Raw genomic sequence first — 14,637 nt, forward strand, 5'->3', positions numbered from 1 at the left:
TGATCCGGTTACTCGTCAGCAATGCTTGCCGGTGGCCAGTTTTCCAGGCGCATGCCCAGAGACAGACCACGGGAGGCCAGCACGTCTTTAATCTCAGTAAGAGATTTTTTACCCAGGTTAGGCGTTTTAAGCAGCTCAACCTCGGTACGCTGTACCAGATCACCGATGTAGTGGATAGCTTCTGCCTTAAGGCAGTTAGCAGAGCGGACAGTCAATTCCAGATCGTCAACAGGGCGCAGCAGGATCGGATCGAATTCTGGTTTCTCTTCTTTTACTTCCGGCTGACGAACATCACGTAAGTCAACGAAAGCTTCCAGTTGTTCGGCCAGAATGGTTGCCGCACGGCGGATCGCCTCTTCAGGATCGATCGTGCCATTGGTTTCCATTTCGATTACCAGCTTGTCCAGGTCGGTACGCTGTTCTACACGCGCTGCTTCAACATTGTAGGCAATACGCTCTACAGGGCTGTAGCAGGCGTCGACCAACAGACGACCGATTGGGCGCTCATCTTCTTCCGAATGAATTCGGGCAGAAGCCGGCACATAACCACGGCCGCGCTGAACTTTGATACGCATGCTAATAGCTGCGTTCTCATCGGTCAGGTGGCAGATGACGTGTTGCGGCTTGACGATTTCGACATCACCATCATGGGTAATGTCGGCAGCGGTCACAGGGCCAATGCCAGATTTATTCAGGGTAAGAATAACTTCATCTTTGCCTTGAACTCTCACCGCCAGCCCTTTCAGGTTGAGCAGGATCTCCAGGATATCTTCCTGTACGCCTTCTTTGGTGCTGTACTCATGCAGTACACCATCAATCTCAACCTCGGTCACCGCGCAACCCGGCATAGATGAAAGCAGAATACGGCGCAGTGCGTTGCCAAGAGTATGGCCAAAGCCACGCTCTAAAGGCTCAAGGGTCACCTTGGCGTGCGTCGAACTGACTTGCTCGATATCTACCAGGCGCGGTTTTAGAAACTCTGTCACAGAACCCTGCATTGTGTCCTCTCTTTGGTACTAAGCTTTACTTGGAGTAAAGCTCGACGATCAGGTGTTCGTTAATGTCCGCAGACAGATCGGTACGTTCAGGAATACGTTTGAACACACCTTCCATCTTAGCAGCATCAACTTCCAGCCAAGTCGGCTTTTCACGCTGCTCAGCCAGCTCCAGAGAAGCCTTAACACGAGACTGCTTTTTAGCTTTCTCGCGGATGCTGACTACGTCATTCGGAGATACCTGATAAGAAGCGATGTTAACAACGCGACCATTTACCATGATAGCTTTGTGGCTAACCAGCTGACGTGCTTCTGCACGAGTGGCGCCGAAGCCCATACGATAAACAACGTTGTCCAGACGGCCTTCCAGCAGTTGCAACAGGTTTTCACCGGTGTTGCCTTTCAGGCGGGCTGCTTCTTTGTAATAGTTACGGAACTGACGCTCCAGAACACCGTACATACGGCGAACTTTTTGCTTTTCACGCAACTGAACACCGTAATCAGACAGACGCGGTTTACGCGCACCGTGCTGACCAGGTGCTTGTTCAATCTTACACTTGGAATCGATCGCGCGAACGCCAGACTTAAGGAACAGGTCTGTGCCCTCACGACGGCTCAGCTTGAGCTTAGGACCCAAATATCTTGCCATTTTCTTTCTCCAACAATCCTAAAAGCAGCGTTATACGCGGCGCTTTTTCGGCGGACGACAACCGTTATGAGGGATCGGAGTCACATCAGTAATGTTAGTGATGCGGAAACCAGCCGCGTTCAGAGCGCGGATAGTAGACTCACGACCAGGACCAGGTCCTTTAACCATAACTTCCAAGTTCTTGATACCGTATTCTTTTACAGCGTCGGCACAACGTTCAGCGGCAACCTGTGCTGCAAACGGAGTCGACTTACGAGAACCACGGAAACCGGAACCACCGGCAGTTGCCCAACCCAACGCATTACCCTGACGATCAGTAATGGTAACGATGGTGTTGTTAAAAGAAGCATGGATATGAGCCACGCCGTCAGAGACTTGCTTTCTTACACGCTTACGTGTACGAACAGGTGCCTTTGCCATTATTCAATCACCCCGATTATTTCTTGATCGGCTTGCGCGGACCCTTACGGGTACGAGCGTTGGTCTTAGTACGCTGACCGCGAACTGGAAGACCACGACGATGACGCAAACCACGGTAGCAACCAAGATCCATCAGACGCTTGATGCTCAGGGTAACTTCACGACGCAAATCACCTTCAACGGTGAATTTAGCAACTTCGTCACGCAGCTTTTCGATTTGCTCTTCAGACAGCTCACTGATCTTAACATTTTCAGCAATACCCGCTGCAGCACAAATGGCCTGGGAACGAGTCTTACCGATGCCGAAGATCGCTGTTAATGCGATAACGGTATGTTTTTGATCAGGAATGTTAATGCCTGCTATACGGGCCACTATGCACTCCTACTATTTAATACGGCAACACCATTCTGAAAAGCCCGTTTTCAGGATACTCAAACAGCGTTGCAGTGACATAACAAAAGATTGGCTGGCTAATCTAGCCAGCTCAACCCAACTTTGCAAGAAAAATATGCGAGATAATCAGCCTTGACGCTGTTTATGCTTCGGTTCGACGCTGCAAATAACACGAACAACACCGTTACGACGAACGATTTTGCAGCCACGACATAATTTCTTGACGGAAGCACGAACTTTCATTTTTACTCTCCGTAACTTCTCAAACAAAACCCGACTAGCGGTTATAGCCTTTCAGGTTTGCTTTCTTCAATGCAGACTCGTACTGACTTGACATCATCAGAGTTTGCACTTGAGCCATAAAGTCCATGATGACGACAACCACGATCAGTAGCGAGGTACCACCAAAGTAGAATGGTACTTTCATTGCATCACGCATGAACTCCGGGATCAGGCAGATGAAAGTAATGTACATCGCGCCCACCAGGGTTAAACGCGTCATTACTTTATCGATGTACTTCGCCGTTTGTTCTCCCGGACGAATTCCTGGTACGAAGGCACCGGACTTCTTCAGGTTATCTGCCGTTTCACGCGGGTTGAAAACCAACGCCGTGTAGAAGAAACAGAAGAAGATGATTGCAGACGCATAGAGTAACACATAAAGCGGTTGCCCTGGCTGCAAATACAGCGAAATCGTTGTCAGCCAGTTCCAACCGGTACCGCCCCCAAACCAAGATGCAATCGTGGCTGGGAACAGAATAATGCTGGAAGCAAAGATCGCAGGAATTACGCCTGCCATGTTCACTTTCAACGGTAAGTGCGTGCTCTGTGCAGCATAAACGCGACGACCTTGTTGACGTTTCGCATAGTTAACGACGATACGGCGTTGACCACGTTCGATGAAAACAACGAAGAAGGTTACTGCAAACACCAATACTGCAACCAACAGCAACAGAAGGAAGTGCAGGTCGCCTTGCCGGGCTTGCTCGATAGTATGGCCAATTGCCGGCGGGAGCCCCGCCACAATACCTGCGAAGATAATGATCGAGATACCGTTGCCGATACCGCGTTCAGTAATCTGTTCACCCAGCCACATCAGGAACATTGTCCCGGTAACCAGGCTCACAACCGCAGTAAAGTAGAATGCAAAGCCTGGGTTTAACACCAGGCCCTGCATACCAGGCATATTCGGTAAACCGGTAGCAATACCGATCGACTGGAATATGGCCAATACCAGCGTACCGTAGCGGGTATACTGGCTAATCTTGCGACGGCCAGCCTCCCCTTCTTTCTTTATTTCCGCCAACGCAGGATGAACCACCGTTAGCAGCTGGATGATTATCGACGCCGAAATATACGGCATGATACCCAACGCAAAGATAGAAGCACGGCTAAGGGCACCACCAGAGAACATGTTAAACATTTCAATGATAGTGCCTCTTTGCTGATCGAGCAATTTGGCAAGCACAGTGGCATCGATACCAGGAATCGGAATAAAAGAGCCGATACGGAAGACAATCAACGCGCCAATAACAAACAAAAGTCTGCGCTTCAGCTCGCCGAGTCCGCCTTTAGCACTTTGAAAATCTAATCCTGGTTGCTTAGCCATCTGCTACTTATTCCTCAATTTTACCGCCAGCAGCTTCGATAGCAGCACGAGCGCCTTTGGTGACACGCAGACCACGCAGGGTAACCGGACGAGTGATTTCGCCAGAAAGCATAACTTTCGCGAATTCAATCTGGGTACCAACAACGTTAGCGGCTTTCAGCGTGTTCAGGTCGATTACGTCGCCTTCAATCAGAGCCAGTTCAGACAGACGAACTTCTGCCGTGATCATAGCTTTGCGAGAGGTGAAGCCGAATTTCGGCAAACGACGGTATAAAGGCATCTGACCACCTTCAAACCCGCGACGTACGCCACCGCCAGAACGAGACTTCTGACCTTTGTGACCACGGCCGCCGGTTTTACCCAGGCCTGAACCAATACCACGACCTACACGCTTCGGCGCATGCTTGGCACCTTCAGCCGGAGACAGAGTATTTAAACGCATCTGTTACTCCTCAACTTTAACCATGTAGGAAACCAGGTTGATCATACCGCGAACAGCAGGAGTATCCTCACGCTCTACGGTGTGACCAATGCGACGCAGACCCAGACCGAGCAGAGTAGCTTTATGCTTCGGCAGACGGCCAATGGAACTGCGAGTTTGTGTTACTTTAATAGTCTTAGCCATGGTCAATTACCCCAGAATGTCTGCAACGGATTTACCACGCTTGGCAGCGACCATTTCAGGGGACTTCATATTTGCCAAAGCATCAATAGTTGCACGAACCACGTTGATCGGGTTGGTGGAACCATAAGCTTTAGCCAATACGTTATGAACCCCAGCGACTTCCAAAACGGCGCGCATTGCACCACCGGCGATGATACCGGTACCTTCGGAGGCCGGCTGCATGAACACACGAGAACCCGTGTGAGCACCTTTAACCGGGTGCTGCAGGGTGCCGCTGTTCAGCGCGACATTCATCATGTTGCGACGGGCTTTTTCCATCGCTTTCTGGATCGCTGCCGGAACTTCGCGTGCTTTGCCGTAGCCAAAACCAACGCGACCGTTACCATCACCAACAACAGTCAGTGCGGTAAAGCTGAAAATACGGCCACCTTTTACAGTTTTAGATACGCGGTTTACCGCGATCAGCTTTTCCTGCAGTTCGCCAGCTTGTTTTTCGATGTGAGCCATCTTAAACCTCTTCCTTAGAACTGAAGGCCAGCTTCACGGGCAGCATCTGCCAGTGCCTGGACTCGACCATGATATTGGAAACCGGAACGGTCAAAGGAAACATCTTTGATGCCCTTTTCCAACGCGCGTTCAGCGATAGCTTTACCTACTGCTGCTGCTGCGTCTTTGTTGCCGGAGTACTTCAGTTGCTCAGTAATAGCTTTTTCTACAGTAGAAGCGGCTACCAGTACTTCAGAACCGTTGGAAGCAATAACCTGTGCGTAAATATGACGCGGGGTACGATGTACCACCAGGCGGGTTGCACCCAGTTCTTTGAGCTTGCGGCGTGCGCGGGTCGCACGACGGATACGAGCAGATTTCTTATCCATAGTGTTACCTTACTTCTTCTTAGCCTCTTTGGTACGCACGACTTCGTCGGCGTAACGGACACCTTTGCCTTTGTAAGGCTCAGGACGACGGTAGGCACGTATTTCCGCAGCAACCTGACCAACAGCCTGTTTATCAGCGCCTTTCAGCACGATTTCAGTCTGGCTTGGGCATTCAGCAGTAATACCTGCTGGCAGTTGGTGATCGATTGGATGAGAAAAGCCCAGGGCTAAATTCACCACGTTGCCTTTAACGGCAGCACGATAACCAACACCTACCAGTTGAAGCTTCCTAGAGAAGCCTTCGGTAACACCAATAACCATTGCGTTCAGCAGAGCGCGCGTGGTGCCCGCAAGGGCCCAAGCGTTTGCAAAGCCTTCGCGCGGTGCGAAAGTCAGAGCATTAGCTTCTTGCTTCACTTCAACGGCGTCATGGACAGTACGAGTCAACTCGCCGTTTTTACCCTTAATCGAAATAACCTGACCGTTGAGTTTTACCTCTACGCCGGCAGGAATGACGACGGGTGCTTTTGCAACACGAGACATTCTTTCCTCCCGAATTAAGCTACGTAGCAGATAATCTCGCCACCAAGACCAGCCTGGCGAGCTGCACGATCGGTCATAACACCTTTAGATGTAGAAACGACAGCGATACCCAAACCGGCCATAACTTTTGGCAGCTCATCTTTTTTCTTATAGATGCGCAGACCTGGGCGGCTGATACGCTGAATGCTTTCTACCACAGCTTTGCCCTGGAAGTACTTCAGTACCAGTTCCAGCACAGGCTTGGTGTCGCCTTCGATTTTGAAATCTTCAATGAAACCTTCTTCCTTCAGCACGTTGGCTATTGCCACTTTCAGCTTGGAGGAAGGCATGGTGACCGCAACTTTGTTCGCGGCCTGACCGTTACGGATACGGGTCAGCATATCCGCGATCGGATCTTGCATGCTCATCTGTCTTTACTCCCGTGATTCAATTGGTGACAATTACCAGCTAGCCTTTTTCAAGCCCGGAATTTCACCGCGCATAGCGGCTTCACGGACCTTGATACGGCTCAACCCGAACTTACGCAGGAAAGCGTGCGGACGGCCAGTTTGGCGGCAGCGATTACGCTGACGGGACGGGCTGGAATCACGCGGCAGAGTCTGCAGCTTGAGAACAGCATTCCAACGATCTTCATCGGAAGCGTTCACATCAGAGATAATAGCTTTCAGTTCAGCGCGTTTTGCAAAGAACTTATCAGCTAACTTCACGCGTTTTACTTCGCGTGCTTTCATTGATTGCTTAGCCATCAGTAACCCTGCCTTACTTGCGGAACGGGAAGTTAAAAGCAGCCAACAATGCGCGGCCTTCATCATCAGATTTCGCAGTAGTGGTAATGGTAATATCCAAACCACGAACGCGATCGACTTTATCGTAGTCGATTTCTGGGAAGATGATTTGCTCACGCACACCCATGCTGTAGTTGCCACGACCGTCGAAAGACTTGGTGGACAGGCCACGGAAGTCACGGATACGCGGAACAGCAATGGAAATCAGACGCTCAAAGAACTCCCACATGCGTTCGCCACGCAGAGTTACTTTACAGCCGATCGGATAGCCCTGGCGGATTTTGAAGCCTGCAACAGATTTGCGTGCTTTGGTGATCAGCGGTTTTTGACCGGAGATTGCTGCCAAATCAGCTGCTGCGTTATCCAGCAGTTTTTTGTCAGCGATCGCTTCACCAACACCCATGTTCAGGGTGATCTTCTCGACCCGAGGGACTTGCATGACAGAATTGTAGTTAAACTGAGACATCAGTTGTTTAACTACCTCGTCTTTGTAGTAATCATGCAGTTTCGCCATCGTATTACTCCAAATTACTTGATAGTTTCGCTGTTAGACTTGAAGAAACGGACTTTTTTGCCGTCTTCGAATCTAAAGCCTACACGGTCAGCCTTGCCGGTTGCCGCGTTGAAGATAGCAACGTTAGAAACCTGAATTGCAGTTTCTTTTTCAACGATGCCGCCTGGTTGGTTCAGGGCCGGAACAGGCTTCTGATGTTTTTTAACCAGGTTGATACCTTCAACAATGACCTTACCAGAAGACAGGACATTTTTTACTTTACCGCGTTTACCTTTATCTTTCCCGGTAAGCACGATAACTTCGTCATCACGACGGATTTTCGCTGCCATGGTTCGCTCCTTAGAGTACTTCTGGTGCCAGAGAGATAATTTTCATGAACTTCTCATTACGCAGTTCACGAGTTACCGGCCCAAAAATACGCGTACCGATGGGTTGCTCGCTGTTATTGTTCAAAATAACGCATGCATTACCATCGAAGCGAATGACAGAACCGTCCGGGCGACGTACACCCTTCTTGGTGCGCACCACTACCGCCTTCAGCACATCGCCTTTCTTCACCTTACCGCGAGGAATTGCTTCCTTGATGGTAATTTTGATGATGTCGCCGACGCCTGCGTAGCGACGGTGCGAGCCACCTAGAACCTTGATACACATTACGCGACGTGCACCGGAGTTGTCGGCGACGTTCAGCATAGTCTGTTCTTGGATCATTTTAGTGCTCCGCTAATGTCAACTACTACTTTAAAGACCCAAGTAATTTAGGCCGTTGAAAAGCCCCATAACCAAGGGCGCAGCATTATAACACCACATCCCGGGCATGGGTAGAAAAAATAAACGGCTCATGGGTTGAGCCGTTTATTAAGTTAGAGAGAGCTCACTCTATTACAGAATTGCTTTCTCTACAACGCGAACCAACGTCCAGGATTTGGTCTTGGACAGTGGGCGGCATTCGCGGATTTCCACCACGTCGCCGATACCACATTCGTTGTTCTCGTCATGTACGTGCAATTTAGTCGTACGTTTGATGAATTTCCCGTAGATCGGGTGCTTCACCGTACGTTCGATAGCCACAACAATGGATTTCTCCATTTTGTCGCTAACAACACGACCTTGCAGAGTACGGATAATATCAGTCATTTACGCACCCGCCTTTTCAGTCAGTAAAGTCTTAACGCGTGCGACATCACGACGCACTTGTTTCAACAGGTGAGTTTGTTGCAGCTGGCCACTCGCCGCCTGCATGCGCAAGTTGAATTGCTCACGCAGCAGGTTGAGCAGCTCAGTGTTCAGCTCTTCAACGCTTTTTTCACGCAGCTCTTGTGCTTTCATTACATCACCGTCTTAGTTACAAAGGTGGTTTTGATCGGCAGTTTCGCTGCTGCCAGCTTGAATGCCTCACGGGCCAGCTCTTCCGGCACACCGTCCATTTCGTACAGGACTTTACCAGGCTGGATCAGGGCAACCCAATACTCTACGTTACCCTTACCTTTACCCATACGCACTTCGAGCGGCTTCTCGGTGATCGGTTTGTCCGGGAATACACGGATCCAGATCTTACCTTGACGCTTAACTGCACGAGTCATTGCACGACGAGCTGCTTCGATTTGACGAGCAGTCAGACGGCCACGGCCAACAGCTTTCAGACCGAAAGTGCCGAAGCTAACATCCGTACCCTGCGCCAGACCACGGTTGCGGCCTTTATGCATCTTACGGAATTTTGTACGCTTTGGTTGTAACATCAGCGACTCTCCTTACTTGCGGCCTTTACGCTGCTGCTTTTTAGGTTGAGCAGCCGGTTCCGGTTGTTCAACTGCAGCCATACCACCCAGGATCTCACCTTTGAAGATCCATACCTTAACGCCGATTACACCATAAGTGGTGTGTGCTTCAGACGTGTTGTAATCGATATCCGCACGCAGAGTATGCAACGGAACACGACCTTCACGGTACCATTCGGTACGCGCGATTTCAGCACCGCCAAGACGGCCGCTTACTTCAACTTTGATGCCTTTAGCGCCAAGACGCATGGCGTTCTGTACGGCACGCTTCATAGCACGACGGAACATAACGCGACGTTCCAGCTGTGAAGTGATGCTGTCAGCAACCAATTTTGCGTCCAGTTCCGGTTTACGGACTTCGGCGATGTTGATCTGTGCAGGAACGCCAGCGATATCCGCTACGACCTTACGCAGTTTTTCGACGTCTTCACCTTTCTTGCCGATAACGATGCCTGGACGAGCGGTGTGAATGGTCACACGGATGCTCTTCGCAGGACGTTCGATAACGATGCGAGAAACGGAAGCCTTCGCCAGTTCCTTGGTCAGGAATTGACGAACTTTAAAGTCGCTGTCCAGGTTGTCAGCGAATTCTTTGGTATTCGCGAACCAGGTAGAGTTCCAAGGTTTGACAATACCCAGGCGAATACCATTAGGATGTACTTTCTGACCCATTGCTAGTCTCCAGAGTCTCAGCGATCGGACACAACCACAGTGATGTGGCTGGTGCGCTTCAGGATGCGATCTGCACGACCTTTTGCACGCGGCATAATGCGCTTCATGCTAGGGCCTTCGTCTACGAAGATTTTCGCGACTTTCAGATCATCGATGTCAGCGCCATCGTTGTGTTCTGCGTTAGCAATGGCAGACTCCAGCACTTTCTTAACCAGACCAGCAGCTTTCTTGTTGGTGTAGGTCAGAGTTTCCAGAGCTTGCGACACTTTCTTACCGCGGATCAGGTCAGCAACAAGGCGAACCTTCTGAGCAGAAGAACGAGCGTGGCGATGTTTAGCGATAGTTTCCATCTCTTCCTCCTACCTTAGCGCTTTTTAGCTTTTTTATCAGCCGCATGGCCGCGATAAGTACGAGTCGGCGCGAATTCACCCAGTTTGTGACCGACCATTTCGTCGGAAACAAAGACTGGTACGTGCTGACGACCATTATGGACAGCGATGGTCAAACCGATCATGTTAGGAAAGATCGTTGAACGACGGGACCAAGTGCGCAAAGGCTTCTTGTCACCGCTTTCCACCGCTTTCTCTACCTTCTTCAGCAAGTGCAGGTCAATAAAAGGACCTTTCTTGAGAGAACGTGGCATGGCTTATCCTCTAATTATTTTTTACTACGGCGACGTACGATGAACTTGTCAGTACGCTTGTTGCTACGGGTCTTCTTACCTTTGGTCTGAACGCCCCACGGAGAAACCGGGTGCTTACCAAAGTTACGACCTTCACCACCACCGTGCGGGTGATCGACTGGGTTCATCGCCGTACCGCGAACGGTAGGACGAACACCACGCCAACGTGCAGCACCTGCTTTACCCAGGACGCGCAGCATGTGTTCAGCATTACCGACTTCACCCAGGGTGGCGCGGCAATCTGCTGGCACTTTACGCATTTCGCCGGAGCGCAGACGCAGAGTTACGTAGGAACCATCACGAGCAACGATCTGAACGTATGCACCGGCAGAGCGCGCCAACTGGCCGCCTTTACCTGGTTTCATTTCTACGTTATGAACCGTTGAACCTACTGGGATGTTGCGCATTGGCAGGGTGTTACCTGCTTTGATAGCAGCATCAACGCCAGATTGAATCTGGTCACCAGCTTTCAGGCCTTTCGGCGCCAGGATGTAACGGCGTTCGCCGTCTTTGTACAGAACCAGCGCGATGTTCGCGGAACGGTTCGGATCGTACTCCAGACGTTCAACCACAGCCGGGATACCGTCTTTGTTGCGTTTAAAGTCAACAATACGGTAAGCCTGCTTGTGACCACCACCGATATGACGGGTAGTGATGCGGCCATTGTTGTTACGACCACCGCTTTTGCTCAGTTTTTCCAGCAGCGGGGCATAAGGTTTACCCTTGTGCAGCTCAGGGTTAACCACTTTAACAACGTGGCGACGACCCGGAGATGTAGGTTTACATTTAACAATTGCCATTGTTCTTACTCCTCCGACTTACTCTGCGCCGCCGATGAAGTCCAGGTTCTGGCCTTCTTTCAGGGTGACGTAAGCTTTTTTCCAGTCGCTACGACGACCAACACGCTGACCGTGACGTTTCACTTTCCCTTTCACTACCAGGGTGTTCACGTCTTCGACTTCGACTTCAAACAGTTTCTGCACTGCAGCTTTGATTTCTGCTTTGGTCGCGTCTTTGGCAACTTTGAGAACGATGGTGTTGCTTTTTTCCATCGCAGTGGATGCTTTTTCAGATACGTGCGGTGCACGCAGCACTTTCAGCAAACGTTCTTCACGGATCATGCCAGCATCTCCTCAACTTGCTTCACAGCATCAGCAGTCATAACCACTTTGTCGAAGGCGATCAGGCTAACTGGATCGATACCTGCTACATCGCGCACGTCAACCTTGTACAGGTTACGGGCGGCCAGGAACAGATTCTCGTCGACTTCGCCGGTTACAATCAGCACGTCTTCCAGGGCCATATCTTTCAGTTTCTGTGCCAGCAGCTTGGTTTTAGGTGCTTCTACAGAGAACTTCTCGACAACGATCAGACGATCTTGACGTACCAGTTCGGACAGGATGCTTTTCAGCGCGCCGCGGTACATCTTTTTGTTTACTTTCTGACTGTGGTCCTGTGGCTTGGCAGCGAAGGTTACGCCACCGGAACGCCAGATCGGGCTCTTGATAGAACCTGAACGCGCACGGCCGGTACCTTTCTGACGCCATGGTTTCTTACCGGAACCAGTCACTTCAGCACGGGTCTTCTGAGCACGAGTACCTTGACGGGCACCTGCTGCGTAAGCAACAACAACCTGATGTACCAGCGCTTCGTTGAAATCACGACCGAAGGTAGTTTCGGAAACAGTCAGCGCGCTCTGCGCGTCTTTCAATACTAATTCCATTGCTATCCCCTTACGCCTTCACAGCTGGTTTAACGATCAGGTCGCTACCGGTTGCACCCGGGACAGCACCTTTAACCAGCAGCAGGTTGCGCTCAGCGTCAACACGTACTACGTCCAGGCTCTGAACGGTTACACGTTCGTTACCCAGCTGACCTGCCATTTTCTTGCCTTTGAACACTTTGCCCGGAGTCTGGTTCTGACCGATAGAACCCGGAACGCGGTGAGACAAGGAGTTACCGTGGGTAGCGTCCTGGGTACGGAAGTTCCAGCGCTTAACGGTACCTGCGAAACCTTTACCTTTAGAGGTGCCAGTTACGTCAACTTTTTTAACTTCAGCAAACAGCTCAACGCTAATGTCTTGACCTACGGTGAACTCTTCGCCTTCTGCAAGACGGAATTCCCACAGACCACGGCCAGCTTCAACGCCAGCTTTAGCGAAGTGACCCGCTTCAGGTTTGGTTACACGGTTAGCTTTTTTAGCACCAGTGGTAACCTGAACTGCACGGTAACCATCGTTAGCCAGATCTTTAACCTGAGTAACGCGGTTTGCTTCAACTTCGATTACGGTTACTGGGATAGAAACGCCATCTTCAGTGAAGATACGGGTCATACCCACTTTTTTACCGACTAAACCAATCATTGTTTCAACCTCTCAATCGCTCAATGACCTGATTAACCCAGGCTGATCTGCACGTCTACACCGGCAGCCAGATCCAGACGCATCAGAGCATCAACGGTTTTCTCGGTTGGCTCAACGATGTCAACCAGACGCTTGTGAGTGCGGATTTCGTACTGATCGCGCGCATCTTTATTGACGTGCGGAGAGATCAGAACGGTAAAGCGCTCTTTGCGGGTCGGCAGCGGGATCGGACCACGGACTTGCGCACCAGTGCGCTTAGCAGTCTCGACGATTTCCGCAGTTGATTGATCGATCAGACGATGATCAAACGCTTTCAGGCGGATACGGATTCTTTGGTTCTGCATGAGACCAGAGCTCCAATTATTTTATAAACGTAAATAATTACTCCTCACACCCATTTCGATTGATGGGGGAGTGTAATCGTCAACATATAACCCCCATATCGGGAGTATTGTTCGAAAAGCAGAAAGTGCCTGCCAATCGACTGATTCGCTAAAATCAGGCTTACCAAGATTAGGTAAGCCCGCGCATTATACGCAAAATGAGCGTGGAAGCAAGCTGCAGTTGAAAATATGCGCAAAATATCGTTAAGTTAGCCGTTGCCCCCCTTCTTCCCAAGCTGGCGCCGGCTAGGCGGAAAGCAGAGAAGGAATGGAAGGCGGCATGTTGGCGCAGTGCGGAGTAGACACAGCCCCCTCTCCTGATAGGAAACGGCGGGGGCTCAAAGCGAGGAGAAACTAATCTTTGCGTTCCAGTACCTGGGCTTGCGCATAGTTTTGGATGCCCAAGCGCTGGATCAAATCCAACTCGGTTTCCAGCCAATCGATGTGCTCTTCTTCATCGGCCAGAATATCCAGCATCAAATCACGGCTTACGTAGTCATGAATGGAATCAGCATAGGCGATACCTTCGCGCAGAGCCTTCGCGCCGTCCAATTCAAGTAGCAGATCGGACTTCAGCATTTCCTCGACGTCTTCACCAATATTTAACTTGCCAAGATCCTGCAGGTTCGGCAGCCCTTCCAGAAACAGGATGCGCTCAATATAGCGATCGGCGTGCTTCATCTCGTCGATGGACTCGTGGTATTCCTTATCGTTTAGGCGCAAAAGCCCCCAGTTTTTAAACATTCGGGCATGCAGGAAATACTGATTGATGGCAACCAACTCGTTACCGAGCAGTTTATTGAGGTGTGCAATGAGTTTTTTATCGCCTTTCATAGGTTATCCCTCCTGACACAGTTCTAAAAGTGTAGAAGCTGTAAGCCAAGAGTCAAAAAATAACCTTACTTTTGTTAGGCAACTTTATGCATATGAATAACGGTGGCGTTTTCCTCCATCATAATCTGTCTTGCCTGGCGAATGCATTTCCCACAATCGGTACCAATCGGCACAAGGTCACGCAGCTGTTTCATTGTGTGGGGGTTGTGCTGACGAACGGCCTTACGGATGGCATTATCAGTCACGGCATTGCACAAACATACGTACATAGATAACTCACTTTTTATCCAATGAGTCAATTCTAAATAAGAATGCTTTTTATTTCAATTGATATTTAACAAATTTCCCATAAAAAAAGGGCACCGAAGTGCCCTTTTTATGAAGCTGTATTATCAGCGATTAAGCGATAACTTTAGCAACAACGCCCGCGCCTACGGTACGGCCGCCTTCACGGATAGCGAAACGCAGACCGTCGTCCATCGCGATTGGGTGGATCAGGGTCACTACCATTTTGAT

At 50.2% G+C, this 14,637-nt stretch carries 30 protein-coding genes; all 30 read right to left on the bottom strand.

Features of this window, described 5'->3' with window-relative positions:
- Positions 1-8: 8 nt before the first annotated feature.
- Positions 9-998: a DNA-directed RNA polymerase subunit alpha gene (locus AC559G_RS11985; protein ID WP_002919219.1), complete on the bottom strand. Its 990-nt coding sequence runs from the start codon at positions 996-998 to the stop codon at positions 9-11.
- A gap of 25 nt (positions 999-1,023) precedes the next feature.
- On the bottom strand, positions 1,024-1,644 hold the full coding sequence (gene rpsD / locus AC559G_RS11990; protein WP_438596817.1) for a 30S ribosomal protein S4: 621 nt from the start codon (positions 1,642-1,644) through the stop codon (positions 1,024-1,026).
- A gap of 30 nt (positions 1,645-1,674) precedes the next feature.
- The gene (gene rpsK, locus AC559G_RS11995) at positions 1,675-2,064 is read right to left on the bottom strand and encodes a 30S ribosomal protein S11 (protein WP_004929731.1); all 390 of its coding nucleotides are present in this window, start codon (positions 2,062-2,064) and stop codon (positions 1,675-1,677) included.
- A 16-nt stretch (positions 2,065-2,080) separates the two neighbouring features.
- Entirely contained in the window at positions 2,081-2,437 is a 357-nt protein-coding gene (gene rpsM, locus AC559G_RS12000) for a 30S ribosomal protein S13 (protein WP_095846809.1), read from the bottom strand.
- A gap of 147 nt (positions 2,438-2,584) precedes the next feature.
- Positions 2,585-2,701, bottom strand: coding sequence for a 50S ribosomal protein L36 (gene rpmJ / locus AC559G_RS12005; protein WP_095846808.1), 117 nt, complete (start codon positions 2,699-2,701; stop codon positions 2,585-2,587).
- Between the two features lie 34 nt (positions 2,702-2,735).
- Positions 2,736-4,067: a preprotein translocase subunit SecY gene (gene secY, locus AC559G_RS12010; RefSeq protein ID WP_095846807.1), complete on the bottom strand. Its 1,332-nt coding sequence runs from the start codon at positions 4,065-4,067 to the stop codon at positions 2,736-2,738.
- Positions 4,068-4,074: 7 nt separating this feature from the next.
- On the bottom strand, positions 4,075-4,509 hold the full coding sequence (gene rplO, locus AC559G_RS12015; protein WP_039991315.1) for a 50S ribosomal protein L15: 435 nt from the start codon (positions 4,507-4,509) through the stop codon (positions 4,075-4,077).
- A 3-nt stretch (positions 4,510-4,512) separates the two neighbouring features.
- Positions 4,513-4,692 (bottom strand): 50S ribosomal protein L30, encoded by a 180-nt coding sequence (rpmD, locus tag AC559G_RS12020; protein WP_013573701.1) that lies wholly within the window; start codon positions 4,690-4,692, stop codon positions 4,513-4,515.
- 6 nt (positions 4,693-4,698) lie between these two features.
- The gene (rpsE, locus tag AC559G_RS12025) at positions 4,699-5,199 is read right to left on the bottom strand and encodes a 30S ribosomal protein S5 (protein ID WP_004956164.1); all 501 of its coding nucleotides are present in this window, start codon (positions 5,197-5,199) and stop codon (positions 4,699-4,701) included.
- Between the two features lie 14 nt (positions 5,200-5,213).
- Positions 5,214-5,567, bottom strand: a complete 354-nt coding sequence (gene rplR, locus AC559G_RS12030; protein ID WP_095846806.1) for a 50S ribosomal protein L18 — start codon at positions 5,565-5,567, stop codon at positions 5,214-5,216.
- A gap of 9 nt (positions 5,568-5,576) precedes the next feature.
- Positions 5,577-6,110 carry a 50S ribosomal protein L6 gene (gene rplF / locus AC559G_RS12035; RefSeq protein ID WP_346083211.1) on the bottom strand — a complete coding sequence of 178 codons (534 nt, stop codon included), beginning with the start codon at positions 6,108-6,110 and terminating at the stop codon, positions 5,577-5,579.
- A gap of 14 nt (positions 6,111-6,124) precedes the next feature.
- Positions 6,125-6,517 carry a 30S ribosomal protein S8 gene (gene rpsH / locus AC559G_RS12040; RefSeq protein ID WP_004846579.1) on the bottom strand — a complete coding sequence of 131 codons (393 nt, stop codon included), beginning with the start codon at positions 6,515-6,517 and terminating at the stop codon, positions 6,125-6,127.
- Between the two features lie 33 nt (positions 6,518-6,550).
- Positions 6,551-6,856 (bottom strand): 30S ribosomal protein S14, encoded by a 306-nt coding sequence (rpsN, locus tag AC559G_RS12045; RefSeq protein WP_075183634.1) that lies wholly within the window; start codon positions 6,854-6,856, stop codon positions 6,551-6,553.
- A 13-nt stretch (positions 6,857-6,869) separates the two neighbouring features.
- Positions 6,870-7,409, bottom strand: a complete 540-nt coding sequence (rplE, locus tag AC559G_RS12050; RefSeq protein WP_095846804.1) for a 50S ribosomal protein L5 — start codon at positions 7,407-7,409, stop codon at positions 6,870-6,872.
- Positions 7,410-7,423: 14 nt separating this feature from the next.
- A complete protein-coding gene (gene rplX, locus AC559G_RS12055) occupies positions 7,424-7,738 on the bottom strand; it encodes a 50S ribosomal protein L24 (RefSeq protein ID WP_117125826.1) in 315 nt (104 codons plus the stop codon).
- Between the two features lie 10 nt (positions 7,739-7,748).
- On the bottom strand, positions 7,749-8,120 hold the full coding sequence (gene rplN / locus AC559G_RS12060; protein ID WP_000613954.1) for a 50S ribosomal protein L14: 372 nt from the start codon (positions 8,118-8,120) through the stop codon (positions 7,749-7,751).
- A 171-nt stretch (positions 8,121-8,291) separates the two neighbouring features.
- Positions 8,292-8,546 carry a 30S ribosomal protein S17 gene (rpsQ, locus tag AC559G_RS12065; RefSeq protein WP_023489872.1) on the bottom strand — a complete coding sequence of 85 codons (255 nt, stop codon included), beginning with the start codon at positions 8,544-8,546 and terminating at the stop codon, positions 8,292-8,294.
- A complete protein-coding gene (rpmC, locus tag AC559G_RS12070) occupies positions 8,547-8,738 on the bottom strand; it encodes a 50S ribosomal protein L29 (protein WP_015962144.1) in 192 nt (63 codons plus the stop codon).
- Positions 8,738-9,148, bottom strand: coding sequence for a 50S ribosomal protein L16 (rplP, locus tag AC559G_RS12075; protein ID WP_004956184.1), 411 nt, complete (start codon positions 9,146-9,148; stop codon positions 8,738-8,740). Before rplP ends, rpmC begins: the two co-directional genes overlap by 1 nt.
- Positions 9,149-9,160: 12 nt before the next feature.
- Positions 9,161-9,859: a 30S ribosomal protein S3 gene (rpsC, locus tag AC559G_RS12080; protein ID WP_002919766.1), complete on the bottom strand. Its 699-nt coding sequence runs from the start codon at positions 9,857-9,859 to the stop codon at positions 9,161-9,163.
- Between the two features lie 17 nt (positions 9,860-9,876).
- Complete coding sequence (rplV, locus tag AC559G_RS12085; RefSeq protein ID WP_024912204.1) at positions 9,877-10,209, bottom strand: 50S ribosomal protein L22; 333 nt, start codon at positions 10,207-10,209, stop codon at positions 9,877-9,879.
- Between the two features lie 14 nt (positions 10,210-10,223).
- Positions 10,224-10,502 (bottom strand): 30S ribosomal protein S19, encoded by a 279-nt coding sequence (gene rpsS / locus AC559G_RS12090; RefSeq protein ID WP_004929772.1) that lies wholly within the window; start codon positions 10,500-10,502, stop codon positions 10,224-10,226.
- 14 nt (positions 10,503-10,516) lie between these two features.
- Positions 10,517-11,341, bottom strand: coding sequence for a 50S ribosomal protein L2 (gene rplB / locus AC559G_RS12095; protein ID WP_438596818.1), 825 nt, complete (start codon positions 11,339-11,341; stop codon positions 10,517-10,519).
- An 18-nt stretch (positions 11,342-11,359) separates the two neighbouring features.
- On the bottom strand, positions 11,360-11,662 hold the full coding sequence (gene rplW / locus AC559G_RS12100; protein WP_024912206.1) for a 50S ribosomal protein L23: 303 nt from the start codon (positions 11,660-11,662) through the stop codon (positions 11,360-11,362).
- A complete protein-coding gene (gene rplD, locus AC559G_RS12105; RefSeq protein WP_095846800.1) occupies positions 11,659-12,264 on the bottom strand; it encodes a 50S ribosomal protein L4 in 606 nt (201 codons plus the stop codon). The genes rplW and rplD overlap by 4 nt, the downstream gene beginning before the upstream one ends.
- 10 nt (positions 12,265-12,274) lie before the next feature.
- Complete coding sequence (gene rplC / locus AC559G_RS12110; protein WP_016538466.1) at positions 12,275-12,904, bottom strand: 50S ribosomal protein L3; 630 nt, start codon at positions 12,902-12,904, stop codon at positions 12,275-12,277.
- Between the two features lie 32 nt (positions 12,905-12,936).
- Positions 12,937-13,248 (bottom strand): 30S ribosomal protein S10, encoded by a 312-nt coding sequence (rpsJ, locus tag AC559G_RS12115; RefSeq protein ID WP_001181005.1) that lies wholly within the window; start codon positions 13,246-13,248, stop codon positions 12,937-12,939.
- 393 nt (positions 13,249-13,641) lie between these two features.
- Positions 13,642-14,121, bottom strand: a complete 480-nt coding sequence (gene bfr, locus AC559G_RS12120) for a bacterioferritin (protein ID WP_095846798.1) — start codon at positions 14,119-14,121, stop codon at positions 13,642-13,644.
- A 74-nt stretch (positions 14,122-14,195) separates the two neighbouring features.
- Positions 14,196-14,390: a bacterioferritin-associated ferredoxin gene (gene bfd, locus AC559G_RS12125; RefSeq protein WP_095846797.1), complete on the bottom strand. Its 195-nt coding sequence runs from the start codon at positions 14,388-14,390 to the stop codon at positions 14,196-14,198.
- Between the two features lie 130 nt (positions 14,391-14,520).
- Positions 14,521-14,637, bottom strand: a 117-nt coding sequence (locus AC559G_RS12130) for an EF-Tu C-terminal domain-related protein (RefSeq protein ID WP_076995039.1), incomplete at its 5' end; no start/stop codon positions are given.

It is taken from the genome of Gibbsiella greigii, from assembly GCF_039540155.1.
Taxonomy (GTDB): Bacteria; Pseudomonadota; Gammaproteobacteria; order Enterobacterales; family Enterobacteriaceae; genus Gibbsiella; species Gibbsiella quercinecans.

Bases quoted from the DNA above. Each gene is read 5' to 3' on its own strand.
- AC559G_RS11985 (WP_002919219.1), bottom strand. From the start codon at position 998: ATGCAGGGTTCTGTGACAGAGTTTCTAAAACCGCGCCTGGTAGATATC.
- rpsD (WP_438596817.1), bottom strand. From the start codon at position 1,644: ATGGCAAGATATTTGGGTCCTAAGCTCAAGCTGAGCCGTCGTGAGGGC.
- rpsK (WP_004929731.1), bottom strand. From the start codon at position 2,064: ATGGCAAAGGCACCTGTTCGTACACGTAAGCGTGTAAGAAAGCAAGTC.
- rpmJ (WP_095846808.1), bottom strand. From the start codon at position 2,701: ATGAAAGTTCGTGCTTCCGTCAAGAAATTATGTCGTGGCTGCAAAATC.
- secY (WP_095846807.1), bottom strand. From the start codon at position 4,067: ATGGCTAAGCAACCAGGATTAGATTTTCAAAGTGCTAAAGGCGGACTC.
- rplO (WP_039991315.1), bottom strand. From the start codon at position 4,509: ATGCGTTTAAATACTCTGTCTCCGGCTGAAGGTGCCAAGCATGCGCCG.
- rpmD (WP_013573701.1), bottom strand. From the start codon at position 4,692: ATGGCTAAGACTATTAAAGTAACACAAACTCGCAGTTCCATTGGCCGT.
- rpsE (WP_004956164.1), bottom strand. From the start codon at position 5,199: ATGGCTCACATCGAAAAACAAGCTGGCGAACTGCAGGAAAAGCTGATC.
- rplR (WP_095846806.1), bottom strand. From the start codon at position 5,567: ATGGATAAGAAATCTGCTCGTATCCGTCGTGCGACCCGCGCACGCCGC.
- rplF (WP_346083211.1), bottom strand. From the start codon at position 6,110: ATGTCTCGTGTTGCAAAAGCACCCGTCGTCATTCCTGCCGGCGTAGAG.
- rpsH (WP_004846579.1), bottom strand. From the start codon at position 6,517: ATGAGCATGCAAGATCCGATCGCGGATATGCTGACCCGTATCCGTAAC.
- rpsN (WP_075183634.1), bottom strand. From the start codon at position 6,856: ATGGCTAAGCAATCAATGAAAGCACGCGAAGTAAAACGCGTGAAGTTA.
- rplE (WP_095846804.1), bottom strand. From the start codon at position 7,409: ATGGCGAAACTGCATGATTACTACAAAGACGAGGTAGTTAAACAACTG.
- rplX (WP_117125826.1), bottom strand. From the start codon at position 7,738: ATGGCAGCGAAAATCCGTCGTGATGACGAAGTTATCGTGCTTACCGGG.
- rplN (WP_000613954.1), bottom strand. From the start codon at position 8,120: ATGATCCAAGAACAGACTATGCTGAACGTCGCCGACAACTCCGGTGCA.
- rpsQ (WP_023489872.1), bottom strand. From the start codon at position 8,546: ATGACTGATATTATCCGTACTCTGCAAGGTCGTGTTGTTAGCGACAAA.
- rpmC (WP_015962144.1), bottom strand. From the start codon at position 8,738: ATGAAAGCACAAGAGCTGCGTGAAAAAAGCGTTGAAGAGCTGAACACT.
- rplP (WP_004956184.1), bottom strand. From the start codon at position 9,148: ATGTTACAACCAAAGCGTACAAAATTCCGTAAGATGCATAAAGGCCGC.
- rpsC (WP_002919766.1), bottom strand. From the start codon at position 9,859: ATGGGTCAGAAAGTACATCCTAATGGTATTCGCCTGGGTATTGTCAAA.
- rplV (WP_024912204.1), bottom strand. From the start codon at position 10,209: ATGGAAACTATCGCTAAACATCGCCACGCTCGTTCTTCTGCTCAGAAG.
- rpsS (WP_004929772.1), bottom strand. From the start codon at position 10,502: ATGCCACGTTCTCTCAAGAAAGGTCCTTTTATTGACCTGCACTTGCTG.
- rplB (WP_438596818.1), bottom strand. From the start codon at position 11,341: ATGGCAATTGTTAAATGTAAACCTACATCTCCGGGTCGTCGCCACGTT.
- rplW (WP_024912206.1), bottom strand. From the start codon at position 11,662: ATGATCCGTGAAGAACGTTTGCTGAAAGTGCTGCGTGCACCGCACGTA.
- rplD (WP_095846800.1), bottom strand. From the start codon at position 12,264: ATGGAATTAGTATTGAAAGACGCGCAGAGCGCGCTGACTGTTTCCGAA.
- rplC (WP_016538466.1), bottom strand. From the start codon at position 12,904: ATGATTGGTTTAGTCGGTAAAAAAGTGGGTATGACCCGTATCTTCACT.
- rpsJ (WP_001181005.1), bottom strand. From the start codon at position 13,248: ATGCAGAACCAAAGAATCCGTATCCGCCTGAAAGCGTTTGATCATCGT.
- bfr (WP_095846798.1), bottom strand. From the start codon at position 14,121: ATGAAAGGCGATAAAAAACTCATTGCACACCTCAATAAACTGCTCGGT.
- bfd (WP_095846797.1), bottom strand. From the start codon at position 14,390: ATGTACGTATGTTTGTGCAATGCCGTGACTGATAATGCCATCCGTAAG.